Annotated in this window: 12 protein-coding genes and 1 pseudogene; 7 read left to right on the forward strand and 6 right to left on the reverse strand. The window is 44.3% G+C overall.

Annotated elements, in window-relative coordinates:
* Positions 1–123: 123 nt before the first annotated feature.
* The gene (locus tag HZC12_05895; protein MBI5026249.1) at positions 124–510 is read left to right on the forward strand and encodes a hypothetical protein; all 387 of its coding nucleotides are present in this window, start codon (positions 124–126) and stop codon (positions 508–510) included.
* Between the two features lie 19 nt (positions 511–529).
* On the opposite strand, the gene HZC12_05900 is transcribed toward HZC12_05895, so the two are convergent.
* Both HZC12_05900 and HZC12_05905 read right to left on the reverse strand, forming a co-directional pair.
* The gene (locus HZC12_05900) at positions 530–2,218 is read right to left on the reverse strand and encodes a proline--tRNA ligase (GenBank protein MBI5026250.1); all 1,689 of its coding nucleotides are present in this window, start codon (positions 2,216–2,218) and stop codon (positions 530–532) included.
* 79 nt (positions 2,219–2,297) lie between these two features.
* On the reverse strand, positions 2,298–2,573 hold the full coding sequence (locus tag HZC12_05905; GenBank protein ID MBI5026251.1) for a hypothetical protein: 276 nt from the start codon (positions 2,571–2,573) through the stop codon (positions 2,298–2,300).
* A gap of 306 nt (positions 2,574–2,879) precedes the next feature.
* Between HZC12_05905 and HZC12_05910 the strand changes: the two genes are divergently transcribed.
* Positions 2,880–3,281 carry a helix-turn-helix domain-containing protein gene (locus HZC12_05910; GenBank protein MBI5026252.1) on the forward strand — a complete coding sequence of 134 codons (402 nt, stop codon included), beginning with the start codon at positions 2,880–2,882 and terminating at the stop codon, positions 3,279–3,281.
* A 3-nt stretch (positions 3,282–3,284) separates the two neighbouring features.
* Here the strand turns inward: HZC12_05910 and HZC12_05915 are convergent, their stop codons facing one another.
* From HZC12_05915 to HZC12_05930, 4 genes and pseudogenes are all read right to left on the reverse strand, one after another.
* Positions 3,285–4,100, reverse strand: a complete 816-nt coding sequence (locus HZC12_05915; protein ID MBI5026253.1) for a menaquinone biosynthesis protein — start codon at positions 4,098–4,100, stop codon at positions 3,285–3,287.
* Between the two features lie 12 nt (positions 4,101–4,112).
* Entirely contained in the window at positions 4,113–4,496 is a 384-nt protein-coding gene (locus HZC12_05920) for a hypothetical protein (GenBank protein MBI5026254.1), read from the reverse strand.
* A pseudogene (locus tag HZC12_05925) lies at positions 4,496–5,941 on the reverse strand (RtcB family protein). The gene HZC12_05920 and the pseudogene HZC12_05925 overlap by 1 nt, the downstream one beginning before the upstream one ends.
* A 56-nt stretch (positions 5,942–5,997) precedes the next feature.
* Positions 5,998–6,411 (reverse strand): archease, encoded by a 414-nt coding sequence (locus HZC12_05930; GenBank protein ID MBI5026255.1) that lies wholly within the window; start codon positions 6,409–6,411, stop codon positions 5,998–6,000.
* 130 nt (positions 6,412–6,541) lie between these two features.
* Between HZC12_05930 and HZC12_05935 the strand changes: the two genes are divergently transcribed.
* The 5 genes from HZC12_05935 to HZC12_05955 all read left to right on the forward strand — a co-directional run.
* Positions 6,542–8,029 (forward strand): aldehyde dehydrogenase family protein, encoded by a 1,488-nt coding sequence (locus HZC12_05935; protein ID MBI5026256.1) that lies wholly within the window; start codon positions 6,542–6,544, stop codon positions 8,027–8,029.
* A gap of 202 nt (positions 8,030–8,231) precedes the next feature.
* Entirely contained in the window at positions 8,232–9,425 is a 1,194-nt protein-coding gene (locus tag HZC12_05940) for an aminotransferase class III-fold pyridoxal phosphate-dependent enzyme (protein MBI5026257.1), read from the forward strand.
* 3 nt (positions 9,426–9,428) lie between these two features.
* Positions 9,429–11,648: a HEAT repeat domain-containing protein gene (locus HZC12_05945; protein ID MBI5026258.1), complete on the forward strand. Its 2,220-nt coding sequence runs from the start codon at positions 9,429–9,431 to the stop codon at positions 11,646–11,648.
* Positions 11,641–12,786, forward strand: coding sequence for an HD domain-containing protein (locus tag HZC12_05950; GenBank protein MBI5026259.1), 1,146 nt, complete (start codon positions 11,641–11,643; stop codon positions 12,784–12,786). Before HZC12_05945 ends, HZC12_05950 begins: the two co-directional genes overlap by 8 nt.
* 1 nt (position 12,787) lies before the next feature.
* The coding region (locus HZC12_05955; protein MBI5026260.1) for a GTPase at positions 12,788–13,284 on the forward strand (497 nt) is incomplete at its 3' end.

The following is a 13,284-nucleotide window of genomic DNA, read 5'->3' on the forward strand; positions in this document are numbered from 1 at the left end:
AAGCATCTATAGAGCTGATATGATCTCGAAAAAAATGCTTGCATCCACATAATTAAATGTGGTATGTCTTTTAGTGTTATCCTTATTAACCTGAAGACATTTCAACTAAGAGGAGGTGGCACAATGAAGACAATGAAGGTATTCCTGCTCGCAGTTCTCTCAGCGATTCTGGCCGTTTCCTTTGCCTATGCGGCTGAGAAGCCAAAGCCAAAGGCTGAAAATGCCAGCGTTGAAAAGGGCAAAGCCCTTTTTAATAATCCAAAGCTCGGCGGAGGCACTGTTGGCAAGAGCTGTAATTCCTGCCACTATAACGGGCAGGGGCTTGAAAAATCTGGTGCAAAAGAAGAGTTTAACATAATGGGCAAAAAGCAGAAGGGTCTTGAAGAGGCCATAAATTTCTGCATTGAAATTGCCCTCAAGGGGAAGGCCATTGATCCCAAATCAGATGATATGAAGTCCATGGTCATATATATTAAGTCCCTCGGGAAGAAGGCACCTGAGAAGAGATAGGAAAAAATGGGAGCACTATTTATGATAGTGCTCCATAAATCTCTTTTAGTCTTGTGAGTGCCTCTGCTACTTTTATTCGCTCTGCCTTTTTTGTCCTTCTCGATTTTAGCTCTATAAATCCATCTTTAAGGTTTTTCTCTCCAATAATTAGATGCCAGGGGATTCCTATTAAATCTGCATCCTTGAACTTTACCCCTGCCCTCTCGTCCCTGTCATCCAGGAGGACATCAACACCGCCTGAGCGAAGCTCGTCATAAAGCTTCTCTGAAACCTCAATGGTCTTTTTGTCATTCATATTCAGGGCGAGTATCTCCACATCAAAAGGTGCAATACTTTCCGGCCAGATTATCCCGTTCGCATCATTATTCTGCTCTATTGCTGCTGCTGCAATCCTTGCAGGGCCAATGCCGTAGCTTCCCATGATGATTGGTTTTTCATGCCCGTTTTCATCGAGGTAAAATGCCCTGAGCGCAGTAGAATACTTTGTCCCTAACTTGAAGATGTTCCCTAACTCAATAACTCGCTCGACCCTGATTGGCGAATTACAGTTGTAGCAGGCATCTCCTTCTTTTGCAGTGTGAATGTCATGCCACTGCGCCTTAAAATGAACCTCTGGCTTTATCCCTTTTTTGTGATAACCCTCTTTGTTTGCGCCTGATATATAAACCCCTGTTTTCAGGGCCACATCTGCAATCTTTGAAATTTTATGTTCCATCGGGCCTATATAGCCTGCCTCTACGCCGAGGATCTCTTTAATCTCATCTTTATGTGCAGGCCTGAAATTCCCCACTATCTTCTGAAGTTTTTTCTCGTGGAGTTCCTGGTCACCCCTTACAAGGCACAAGAAAGGGCCTTTTTCTCCTATCATGAGAAGGCTCTTTGTAAAAAAAGCAGGGCTGATTTTTAAGAACTCGGACACCTCAGCTACAGTCTTTTTGCCTGGTGTTGGGATATCTTCAAAGGCCCAGTCCTGGAATTGAGGATCAGGAGATATTGATTTTGCAAGCTCAATATTGGCGGCATAGCCACATGAGACACACAGTACGACTTCATCCTCTCCGGCAGGGCTTGGAGCCATGAATTCATGGGCAGTAGCTCCACCCATTATCCCCGGGTCTGACTCCACCATGTAGAATTTAAGTCCACAGCGTGAAAATATCTTTTTATAAGCCTCGGTGTGTAATTTGTAACTTCTCTCAAGGCCTTCTTCATCTCTATCAAAGCTATAGCTGTCCTTCATCAGGAATTCCCTTGTCCTAAGCACTCCGCTCTTTGGCCTTGCCTCGTCTCTCAGTTTTGTCTGAAGCTGATACCATATCTGTGGCAGATCCCTGTAAGAACGGATTTCCCTTGATGCAAGCCATGTCATTATCTCCTCGTGGGTCATGCCGAGACACATGTCCCTGCCGCCCCTGTCTTTGAGCCTGAACATCTCATCTCCTATGTCATACCACCTGCCTGTCTCCTGCCAGACTTCAGCAGGGTGAAGAGTCGGCATTGAAAGCTCCTGGGCTCCTACTGCATCCATCTCTTCACGGATAATCCTGTTAATTTTATTCAGGACTCGCCAGCCGAGTGGAAGATAGATATAAAGCCCTGCAGCAAGCTGCCGAACATATCCTGCCCTGAGCATTAATCTATGGCTGACAGCTTCGGCTTCAGAGGGAGTCTCCCTTAAGGTAGGAATAAACATTTTTGAAAGACGCATTAAAAGCCTCCAGAATTTATTTTGCTAAGATTATCACAGGGGTAGAGCTAAGTCAATTTGTAAGGAAAAGCCTTACGCTTTAGATGGAAGGTATTTTGAGTCTATAAAAAATATTCTTACTGTCGCAATGAAATTCCAGGAACCCCTTTTCTTTAAGTGACGCAAGGAGTTTATACAGTAAATCAATTTCTATTTGCCTTAAGCGTTTAAGGAATGCAATATCTACTATATTTTCTCCCTCTGTATTATCTGCGCATCCAATGAGTAACATCAGTGCCCTCAACTCTTTTATATCAAGTTCGTAAAAGGCGTCAACATCCTGGAGTTTCTTCAGCATTTCTAATTTGCGAGACATACTAATATCCTCCTGAGGCGAATAAGTATTGTCAAAATTTAACCACAGAGGGCACAGAGTTCACAGATAATAATTTGCATTATTTATTCTCCCACACAGTGCGTTCTCTTAAAAATTTCTATGCCTTTCTCCGTGTTCTCTGTGACCTCTGTGGTTTCATATTTTATCCTCTTTTTCCATGTGATTTTTGACATTACCAGCGAATATGCCCAAAACATGATATGACAAATTGTCCTACAAGTCAAGAATAATATGCCTATATGTCTTGTTGACAAGGGAAGATAAAAGATTTACACTTTCCAAATCATGGAAGATGCTTTAAAAAAAGAAATAGGTTTTAAAATAAAGGCATTACGCAAGAGGCGCGGGCTTACTCAGGCAGGTCTTGCAAAGAAAGTCGGCAGGGGACTTGACCCGACCTATATCGGAAAGATAGAGCGGGGCAAGCAGTTTCCATCAATTAAGGTGCTTAAAGGCATAGGAGATGCCCTGTCTGTGCCTATTTATTATTTTTTAGGTGAGGAAAAAGATTACAGAAGGTTTTCCAGGAGTAGAGCGGAGCTTATATATGCAATTGAGGGGCTGGACGAAGAAGATAGGGCTTTTATTCTTGAGATTATTTCAGTGCTGAATAGACGCAGGCAGAAGAAGGAAGGCCTGCTTAAGGTGGCTGAAGGAAAAGCCCGTTACGGCAAGAAAAGCAGGTAGGGTTTAAATTTCCTCGTGTTTTTGCGCATATTTAAAAAACAGCTCAAGCCCTTTTTTATGTTCGTCTGTGAAATCGTATGAAATGCCTTTCCAGTATTTCAGTAATTCTTCTTCAGAAAGCCACTGCCTCTGCGGAGCTGCTCTGGCAGCGAGAGGAAATTCCTTAACCGCCACGGCGGTTGCCTTAATTAAATCGGATGAAAACTTTTCAATAAGCCCTCTTTTTTCTGAAAGAGATTTTTTTCGCGCAATCCAGAGGGCAAAGACAAATGGCAGCCCTGTTTGCTTGAACCATAATTCACCGAGGTCATAGATATACAGCCCAGAGTTTAGAGTTTGGAGTGCTGTCTTTTTTGTCTTCATTGCCTCGTCTCCTATAAGCAGGCAGGCAGGAAATGACGACAGGATATTATTAAGGTTGCCATTGACAGTTTTTAACTTGCATCTCATTGAAAGAAAATCCTTCATGATGATTTTAAGGAGCACAACCGAGGTCTCAGAATGGGGTGAGACTGCAATAGTCTTTTTATCGAGTGTTTTTATGGGGGATTTCGAGAACAGGAATATGCTGCCTGCAGGTCCTTTAGAGCTGATGGAAAACCCCTCTATTAATGAATATTTAGCCTTATGTCTTAAATACTCAATGGACGATGAGGGGCTTACATCAATCTTACCATTTCTGAGCATTTTGTTGAGCATGGATGGGACGCCTTCCACGAATTCATATTGCGAGCAGTCGCAATTTTTCTCAAGCATATAAAAAATGGGAAAGAGATTTGCGTATGGAATTTTGCCGATTTTTAGAGACAGGTTTTTCAAACAGGGTCTGCCTTACAGGTCATAGACCTTTTCAATCTTTATTTTTTTAGAATCAATAGCTTTTTTTAAAACAGTAGCGTCTCCGTGAATTTTACCGATAATATTTACCTCGCTCGCAGGCACAGGCTCATGCCCGCTGCTTATTGGAGTCGGGCCGAAGAATATTGCGAGGGCATTGCCCGGAGGCCAGTAACCTATGTCGCCAACCTTGACCTTTGTTGTTGCTGTCTCATCAAGGGGATATTTAACAGGTATCTCGAAATAAAACTCATCACCCCATGTGTCTGGCCTTGTCTCGATTGGAAGTGCGTTGGCAATAGCCTTTGCACAGTCAGTATCAAAGAGTTCTGCCTTTAGTTCAATATCTTTTACTGTTATCTTGATTTTTGCCGGCATTATCCCTTAATCACCCCGATTGGCCTGAGCCTTGCCACCCTTTTTGAAATCCCTGCGTTATGCACGACATCGACGACATTAGAAATATCCTTATACGCCTCTGACATCTCTTCTGCTAAGGTCTCTCTCCCGGCAGACCTGACAATGATTCCTTTATCCTCCATCTCACGCCATATAGCACGCCCCTTTGCCTGCCTGATTGCCTGATGCCTGGACATGACCCTTCCTGCGCCATGGCATGTTGAGCCGAATGTCTCTTCCATCGCCTTTTGCATTCCGAGCAGGACAAACGATGCCCTTCCCATATCACCCGGGATTAGCACTGGCTGGCCTATTGCTCTATAAACCTGCGGGAGTTCTGGATGCCCTTGAGGGAATGCCCTTGTTGCGCCTTTCCTGTGCACAATGAGTTTCATCTTTTTACCGTTGACTGTATGCTCCTCGACCTTTGCTATGTTATGAGCAACGTCATAGATTAAGGTCATGCCGATTTCTTTTGGCGAGAGATTGAGTGTCCTCATCATCGTTTCTTTTACCCAGTGCATTATGCACTGCCTGTTTGCCCATGCATAGTTTGCTGCTGCCTTCATTGCAGCAAGGTAATCCTGGGCCTCAGGGCTTTCAAATGGCGCGCATGCAAGCTCTCTATCAGGCAGTTCGATTTTATATTTACTCACAGCCCTTTCCATCACCTCAAGAAAGTCTGTGCATACCTGGTGTCCAAACCCGCGGGAGCCTGTATGAATCATCACAGTTATCTGATTTTTAAAGAGTCCGAGGGCATTGGCTGCTTTTTCATCATAAATCTCATCCACATATTGAATCTCAGTGAAGTGATTCCCTGAGCCCAATGTCCCTTGCTGCGCCCTTCCCCGCTCATAAGCCTTTTTGCTTATTATGTCAGGGTCTGCGCCATCAATACAACCGCCTGATTCTGTGTGCTCAAGGTCATCCCTGCTCCCAAAACCCTGCGCAACTGCCCATCCTGCGCCTTTTAATAAAAGCTCTCTTTCGTCTTCAGGCCCGAGGCGGATTTTCCCCTTTGAGCCAACTCCAGATGGTATTGCGTTATATAGGGCCCCAACGAGGTCCTTTATCCTCGGAATAACCTCTTCCTTTTTGAGGTTACTCCTGAGGAGACGGACCCCTCAATTTATGTCGTAGCCGACTCCTCCAGGAGAGATTATTCCCTCTTTCAAATCAAAGGCTGCAACACCACCTATGGCAAATCCATAGCCTGTATGTATGTCAGGCATTGCCATAGATGCCCTGATTATCCCTGGAAGTGTTGCCACATTTGCAACCTGCTCTATGGACTGATTCTCAAGCTCTTTTTCAAGGACATTATCCACATAGATAATTCCATCCACCCTCATGCCAGGCTTGTAGTTTTTCGGGATTTCTATCTTTGTAGCATCAATCCTCCGTAGCTTCTCCAGATTCATAAAATCACCTCCTTTGTCAATGATTTTTTTGACTATCGACTGACGACTGTTCTTAGTTATATATCAAATATTACTGTGAGCTCCCATGTGGAGTCAGTTTTTTTTAGTGAAAGCATGTGATAGGTGGCTGCTTTTATGAGCAGCCTGCTCTCATTGCTTTCAGGGTCAAAGGTTGCTCCGAAGACCTTTGCTTTGAGTTTTTTATCCTCAATGTTTACCTTGAATCTTTTACCTATAAAGCCATAGGTATCAAAATAAAAAATCAGTTCATTCAGCCACCTCACAAGAAGGGAATCATTGTCCGATGCTTCAATCGCTATTTCTTTTTCTTCTTTCTCGGATACAGCATCTGTATTTGTTATAAGTTCAAACATGCCGAGGGCAGCATTCTCAAAAAGCTCTTCCAGTTCTTGTGCCCAGACCCTAAGGCCTACATCTCCTGATATGTCGAGTGTCTCAAATTTTTTCATCAATAAAAAAATAAATGGAAGTGGGGATATTCTCTTGATAAAATTATATCAGATGTCGCATTCCCATTGCCAATCAAGAGTTTTTGTGGTATAGGATTTTAATAAGGTCTACGACCTATAAGGAGGCAAAATGGTCTACAAAAATTATATAGATGGCGAATGGGTATTGGCTCAAAAAGAAAAGACCCTTGAGAGCATAAATCCTGCAAATAAAGATGAGGTTATTGGTATTGTCCCAAGGTCAGGGCCTGAAGATGTTGATGCGGCTGTGAAGGCTGCAAGGAGAGCTTATGAAGAATGGAGACTCATGCCTGCTCCAGGGCGCGGGGAAACAATCTTCAGGGCTGCTGAACTTCTCTTCAAGGGGAAAGAGGAGATCGGAAGCCTTGTTACAAGAGAGATGGGTAAGGTGCTGCCTGAAGGTCTTGGGGATGTGCAGGAGGCAATAGATATGGCCTATTACATGGCAGGTGAGGGCAGGAGGCTCAGCGGCGAGACTGTTCCATCAGAGCTCCCTGATAAGGATTGTAAGTCCCTGAGAGTGCCCATTGGAGTCTTTGCACTGATTACTCCCTGGAACTTTCCAGTGGCAATTCCAGCCTGGAAGATATTTCCTGCCCTTATTTCAGGCAATACAGTTGTGTTTAAGCCATCAAGCTATACGCCTGTATGTGCTGCAAGACTCGTTGAGGTTCTTGCTGAGGCTGGCTTACCAAAGGGGGTACTGAATCTTGTACATGGTACAGGAGCAGAGGCTGGAGACTATCTAATTTCCCATCCAGAAATAGACGGCATAAGTTTTACCGGTTCATCTGCTGTAGGTTTTGAGGTAGCTTCTGTATGCGCAAGGCTTGGCAAAGAAGTCTCCTGCGAGATGGGAGGAAAGAATGCTATTATTGTTATGGATGATGCGGATTTAGATCTTGCAGTGGAAGGTGCTATATGGGGAGGTTTTGGCACAACAGGCCAGAGGTGCACTGCAGCAAGCAGGGTTGTTGTCCACAAAAATGTCTATGATGAGTTTATCGAGAGGTTTGTTAAATCAGCATCAAAATTAAGGCTCGGTGATGGCTTGAATCCTGATACAGATGTCGGCCCCCTCATAAATGAGGAACAGAAAAAAAAGGTCCTCGATTACATAAAGATAGGCATCGAAGAAGGTGCGAAGATTGCGACAGGCGGGAAGCCTGTGGAGGAAGGTGAGTTTTTAAAGGGTTTCTTTGTTGAGCCGACTGTATTTTATAATGTCAAACCAGATATGAAGATTGCCCAGGAAGAAATCTTTGGCCCTGTTGTTTGTGTTATAAGAGCCGAAGGCCTTAAAGATGCGATAAGAATTGTCAATGGTGTGAAATATGGCCTTTCTTCCAGCATATATACCAGAGATGTAAATAAGTCGGCCATTGCTGAAAGAGAGCTTGAGACAGGGCTTGTTTATATCAATGCCTCCACAATAGGGGCTGAGATACAACTTCCTTTTGGCGGGATCAAGAAGAGCGGTATTGGCCATAGAGAGGCTGGTGGCAGGGGAGGTGCCCTTGATATGTTTACAAGATGGAAGGTTATTTACAGGGATTTTAGCAGCAGGTTGCAAAAGGCGCAGATAGATAAGGGATAAAGTTAAATCCAAATTACGCAAGGGTGTTATGAAATAGGTTCTAAAATCGTCATTCCCGCGAAGGCGGGAATCCAGACGCCGTCCCCAGTATCAAGTACGGGGCAGGCTCTGCAACTGGATTCCTGCTTGCGCAGGAATGACATAATGGAGAACCTTGCGTAATTCAGGTTAAAGGAAAGCGAAAAGGATTGCGGCAATAAGCTTGAATAATATGTGGGATAGGGCCAGAGATGTGTTAACAACTGCCATTGCCTTTCATACAGAACTCATAATTGAAAAGGCAGGAGGGGTCTATGTCAGGGATACCAGTGGCAGGAAATACATGGATTTCTCTTCAGGTGTGGCGACTTTAAATATCGGGCACTGCCACAGGGATGTTGTTGATGCCATAAAAGGGCAATGCTCAAGGCTCCTTCATGGAGGTGGCGTCTATCTCTATGCAGAGGCAGTGGAAGGCTCTATAAAGCTTGCGAGGCATGTCACAGGGAGGCAGGGCATTATAGCGTTTACCGGTTCTTTTCATGGCAGGAGCCTCGGCTCTCTGTCATTAACCTCTTCGACCGTCAGGTATAGAAAACATTACCACCCATTGTTGCCATCGGTTTACCATGCGCCTTTCCCTTATTGTTACCGGTGTATTTTTAAACATGAAATAGGGAAATGTGATATGGAGTGTTTCGAATACTTGAGCCATATATTTTCTCATCTGATAGACCCGGAAGAGGTTGCTGCAATAATAATAGAGCCTGTCCTCGGCGAAGGCGGCTATATACCGTCACCAGATGGTTTTCTTCAGAGGCTCCGCAGGCTCTGCAATGAATGTGGAATCATGTTGATACTCGATGAAGTCCAGACAGGCTTCGGACGCACAGGAAAGTGGTTTGCATCAGAGCATTATGGTATTGTGCCGGATATAATGGCAGTGGCCAAGGCAATCGCCTCTGGCATGCCACTCGGCGCTGTAGCTTCAACAAAGCGGATTATGGACATGTGGCCGAGGGGTGCGCATGGGACGACCTTTGGGGGAAACCCTCTGAGCTGTGCTGCTGCAATTGCAACAATTACGGTTCTTAAGAGGGACGGCATTATAGAAAGAGCGGCTTATCTCGGAAGGATGAGCTTGGAAAGATTAAAGGTGCTCAAGGACAGATACGAATTCATTGGAGATGTAAGAGGGCATGGCCTTATGATAGGCATTGAGTTTGTTAAAGCTGATAAAGCACCTGACAGTGACCTGGCCATGAAGGTTATGAAGAAATGCGCTGAAAAGGGGCTGATCCTTATTGAGTGCGGAGGGAATAAAAACATCCTGCGTTTTATTCCGCCGCTTATAGTAGAAGAGGCTGAGATTAGCAGGGCACTGGATATTTTTGAGGATGTCTTGAAGGAGTGCTGAGAGATGGCTGAAATTGATAAAGACCTGCCAATTGATACAAAGCTTCTTTCAGATGCTGTCATTGAGCTGAATATAGCGAGGAGAAGTGTAGCTACTTATCCTAAGGGGCACCCACTTATAAGTGCGACGATAAACAAGGCATTTGATATTCTATCAAAACTCTTTGCCATGCGTGATGAAATGACCCTTGGCATTGCAAAAGATACCCTTATAGTTGGCCAGGATTACCTTGATAAGAAAAACCAGGTTTACAGGGACTTTGCACTATCCCTCTATAAAAAGGGCATTGCATCAGTGACTTTTATAAAAGGCCTTGAGAAAGATGAACTCTTCAGATTTCATAGCATCCTGTCTTCGGAGCTTGAGGCCATAGGAGCGATGGGCGGGATAGAAAAAGCCATAGAAAAAGAGGGGATAAGGCATATCAAGGTAATGCCTGTAGATTACAGGGCATTTCGCCTCACAGAGGAAGAGAAAGTTACAGCAACAAAAAAATCAGATTTAAAAAAAGACTCCATGTGGGAGACCTTTGTTTATGGGCTTGTCGGCGGTGAACTTGATTTTGCAGATGAGCAGGCAAAGAGAAAATATGGCGATATAGACCCTGTTTTTCTCGCAAAAATTTTAAATAAAAAAAGCAGCGAGGAGATTCCAGAGGAAGCATATGACAGGACAATTGCAAATTTTTTGAGGGAAGCAGAAGAAGGGGACAGGGTAGAAAAGAGCAATGTAAGCAGACTCACAGATTTTATAAGCAACCTCAGGCCCAATCTCAAAAGCCAGTTCCTCTCCGGGACATTCAAATACCTCTCAGCAAGACCAAAAATTGCAGAGGATGTGCTGTCGAAATTCTCAAGTGAGCTTGTTCTTGATGCACTTCAGGGCATAAGTGAGAGAGATATGCATATACCGCCAGTGGTGCTGAATCTTTTGCAAAAACTCTCAACAATAGGGCAGAGAGAACAGTCACCTCAGGTCGGAGGCTCGACTCTTCGAGAAGAAAAAACCCCTGAGCAGGGCATTATGGATGAAGAGAAAGTAAGGGAGAGGGTTATGGCAATTTTCAAAGAGGACGATATAGGACGATTTGTGCCAAAAGGCTATCAGGATACCATTTCAAAAGTTATTACTACGACACCAGCTTCCGGCGCTGACAGCGTCATGGAAGATCTGCTCGGTTCGGTGAGCGAGGCCAGTATCGAGGAACATGTTGTAAAAGTCGTCTTTGAAATCCTTGAGGGAGACATCACAGATGAAGAGTTTTCAGTGCTTGTAAGGAAGCTCAAGGAGATGTCTTCCTTCTTTCTGAGCACAGGCCAGTTTAATATTTTGGCAGGTATTCATAATGCCCTTACTTCCCGCCTCAAGTCTGTTGACAAAAGTCGCATGGAAACAATTATGGATGCCATTGGGTTTTTCTCAGGGAAAGAGTTCATGGAAGAGGTTATAGATGGATTCAGGCTATGGGGGAGAGAAAAATTTGCCGACATGTCAGTGCTTATAAGAAAGGTTGGGTCAGGCTTTATTCCTTTATTATTTGATATACTCGCAGCAGAGGAGAACAGACTTAATCGCAAGCTCCTTATCGAACTCCTTTCTACTTTTGGTTCTGCAGTGACCCCTGAGGCGCTGAGCAGAGTAAATGACAGCAGATGGTTCTTTGTGAGAAACCTCATAATTATAATGAGGCAGTCTGAAGACAGGACTTCGCTGCCCGCAATTCAGAAACTTGTTGACCATCCACATCCGAAGGTGCAGATTGAGGCGCTGAAGGCCCTGTTACAGTTTAATGCCCCTGATTCTGTGGCAGCCCTTAAAAAGGCAATTCTCTCAAAGGACACTGAGCTGTCTATGCCTGCTATAGCTCTATCAGGCATTTATAAAGTATCCGACGTTATGGATGTCTTGCTCCAGATCCTCGGGAAGAGGGCTGTCTCAGAAGCAGATTATGTGAAAAAAGAGGCGTGTGTTAAGGCATTAGGCGATTTCGGAGACTCGCGGGCCATGCCAGAGCTTGAAAGGCTTTACCGCTCAAGGAGCCTTTTTGCAGCAGGGGCCGTAAAGAGGCTCAAGGAAGCCATAATCCAGTCTATGGATAAATACCCGCCTGATTCTGCTAAAAGGTTTCTCGAGGCTGCGATTTCAAGAAAAGACGAAATGGAAAAATTATGCAGGGATATGCTAAACAGGGTCGCCAGGAAAGCGGTGTTGCAGGATGGATGAGAAATTTATCGAAGATTCGCTGAGGCGAAAAAATTCAATAGTTGGTTTAATTACGAATGTGGTTACAGCCATAGCAAATTCCTCTCTTTATTCTTCTGAACATTTTCAGGTCAAAAGACACATCGAGAAGGCCTATGCCAATATCTTAAATGTGCTTGAGGGGCATAAAGAAATAACATTTATGATTATAGATGAAGATTTGATTGTTGAGAGTTCTCCTCTTTCCAATGGTGTCTATGCCTTGAAATTTATTGAAAGGCTTCAGAGAAGGGGTATTGGCAGATTGACATTTATTAGCGGCATAACCATGGAAGAGTTGAAGAACTTTGTAGTAGCCCTCTCATCACCCCTGACTGTTGGTGCTGAGGTGGTATCATCGCCTCACATCAAGCTCGGCAGGGTGGATGTGCGCATAAGGCAAGGAGGAGGCGAGGAGACTGCAGGGATAGTCGGCAACATTAGCGAGGAAGAGATGTATAAGATTATGGAAATCTATTACAGTATAAAAAAACACAGGAGATTGAGCGTTGCAGGGATAGATGAGATTGTGACAGACTTTATAGATGCATTCCACAGAAATATAAGTCCACTGCTGTCTCTTGCGCCAGTGAAGTCCTTTGACAATTACACTTTTACCCATTCTGCAAATGTCTGTATTCTTACTGTGTCACAGGCCATGCACTTAGGCCTTGAAGGGCAGATACTGCACGACATGGGGATTGCGGCCCTGCTTCATGATGTGGGGAAGATGTTTATACCTGAGGAGATTCTGACGAAGAGGGACAGGCTCGATGAGAGGGAATGGGAGATAATGAAGACTCATCCGCTGAAAGGTGCAATATATCTCATGGATTCCCCGGGCATTCCGAGGCTTTCAGTCCTTGTGGCCTTTGAGCATCACATGAAATATAACTTTTCAGGCTATCCCAGGGTTAAGTCAGGGTGGAGGCAGAACCTGTGTTCGCAAATAACAATGATAACAGATTTCTTTGATGCCATGAGGACTTTCAGGAAATACAGGGAGCCGATAGAGACAGAGGATATACTGGCCATGATAAAAGATAAAGCAGGCACTGATTTTAACCCTCATCTTGTAGATAGTTTTGCAAAAATGATGAGCAGTTTTTCTACATCCTGATATGAGGCGGGTTATTATCCTCGGTGCCGGCGGAAGGGATTTCCATAACTTTAATGTTTTTTTCAGGGATAACCCTGATTACAGGGTTGTTGCCTTTACCGCAGCCCAGATTCCATTTATAGAAAACAGACTCTATCCCCCCGACGCTTCGGGGAGGTTTTATCCTGAGGGTATTCCAATATATCCTGAAGAAAGGCTATTTGAAATTATAGAAGCCCTCGACGCTGACCTCGTAGTTTTTTCCTACAGTGACATTTCTCATGAAGATATAATGCACAGGGTTTCTTCTGTCATGGCCAGTGGTATGGATTTTATGTTTCTTGGCCCTGACAGCACTATGCTCAAGAGTAAGAAGCCTGTAATTTCTGTATGTGCTGTGAGGACAGGTTGCGGAAAGTCTGCCATGACCAGAAAGATAGCTGCATTCTTAAAAGAAAATAAACTCAGAGTTTCTGTAATCCGTCACCCCATGGCCTATTGTGATTTCAAGGCTGTCCA

Source organism: Nitrospirota bacterium (assembly GCA_016214385.1).
GTDB lineage: Bacteria > Nitrospirota > Thermodesulfovibrionia > UBA6902 > JACROP01 > JACROP01.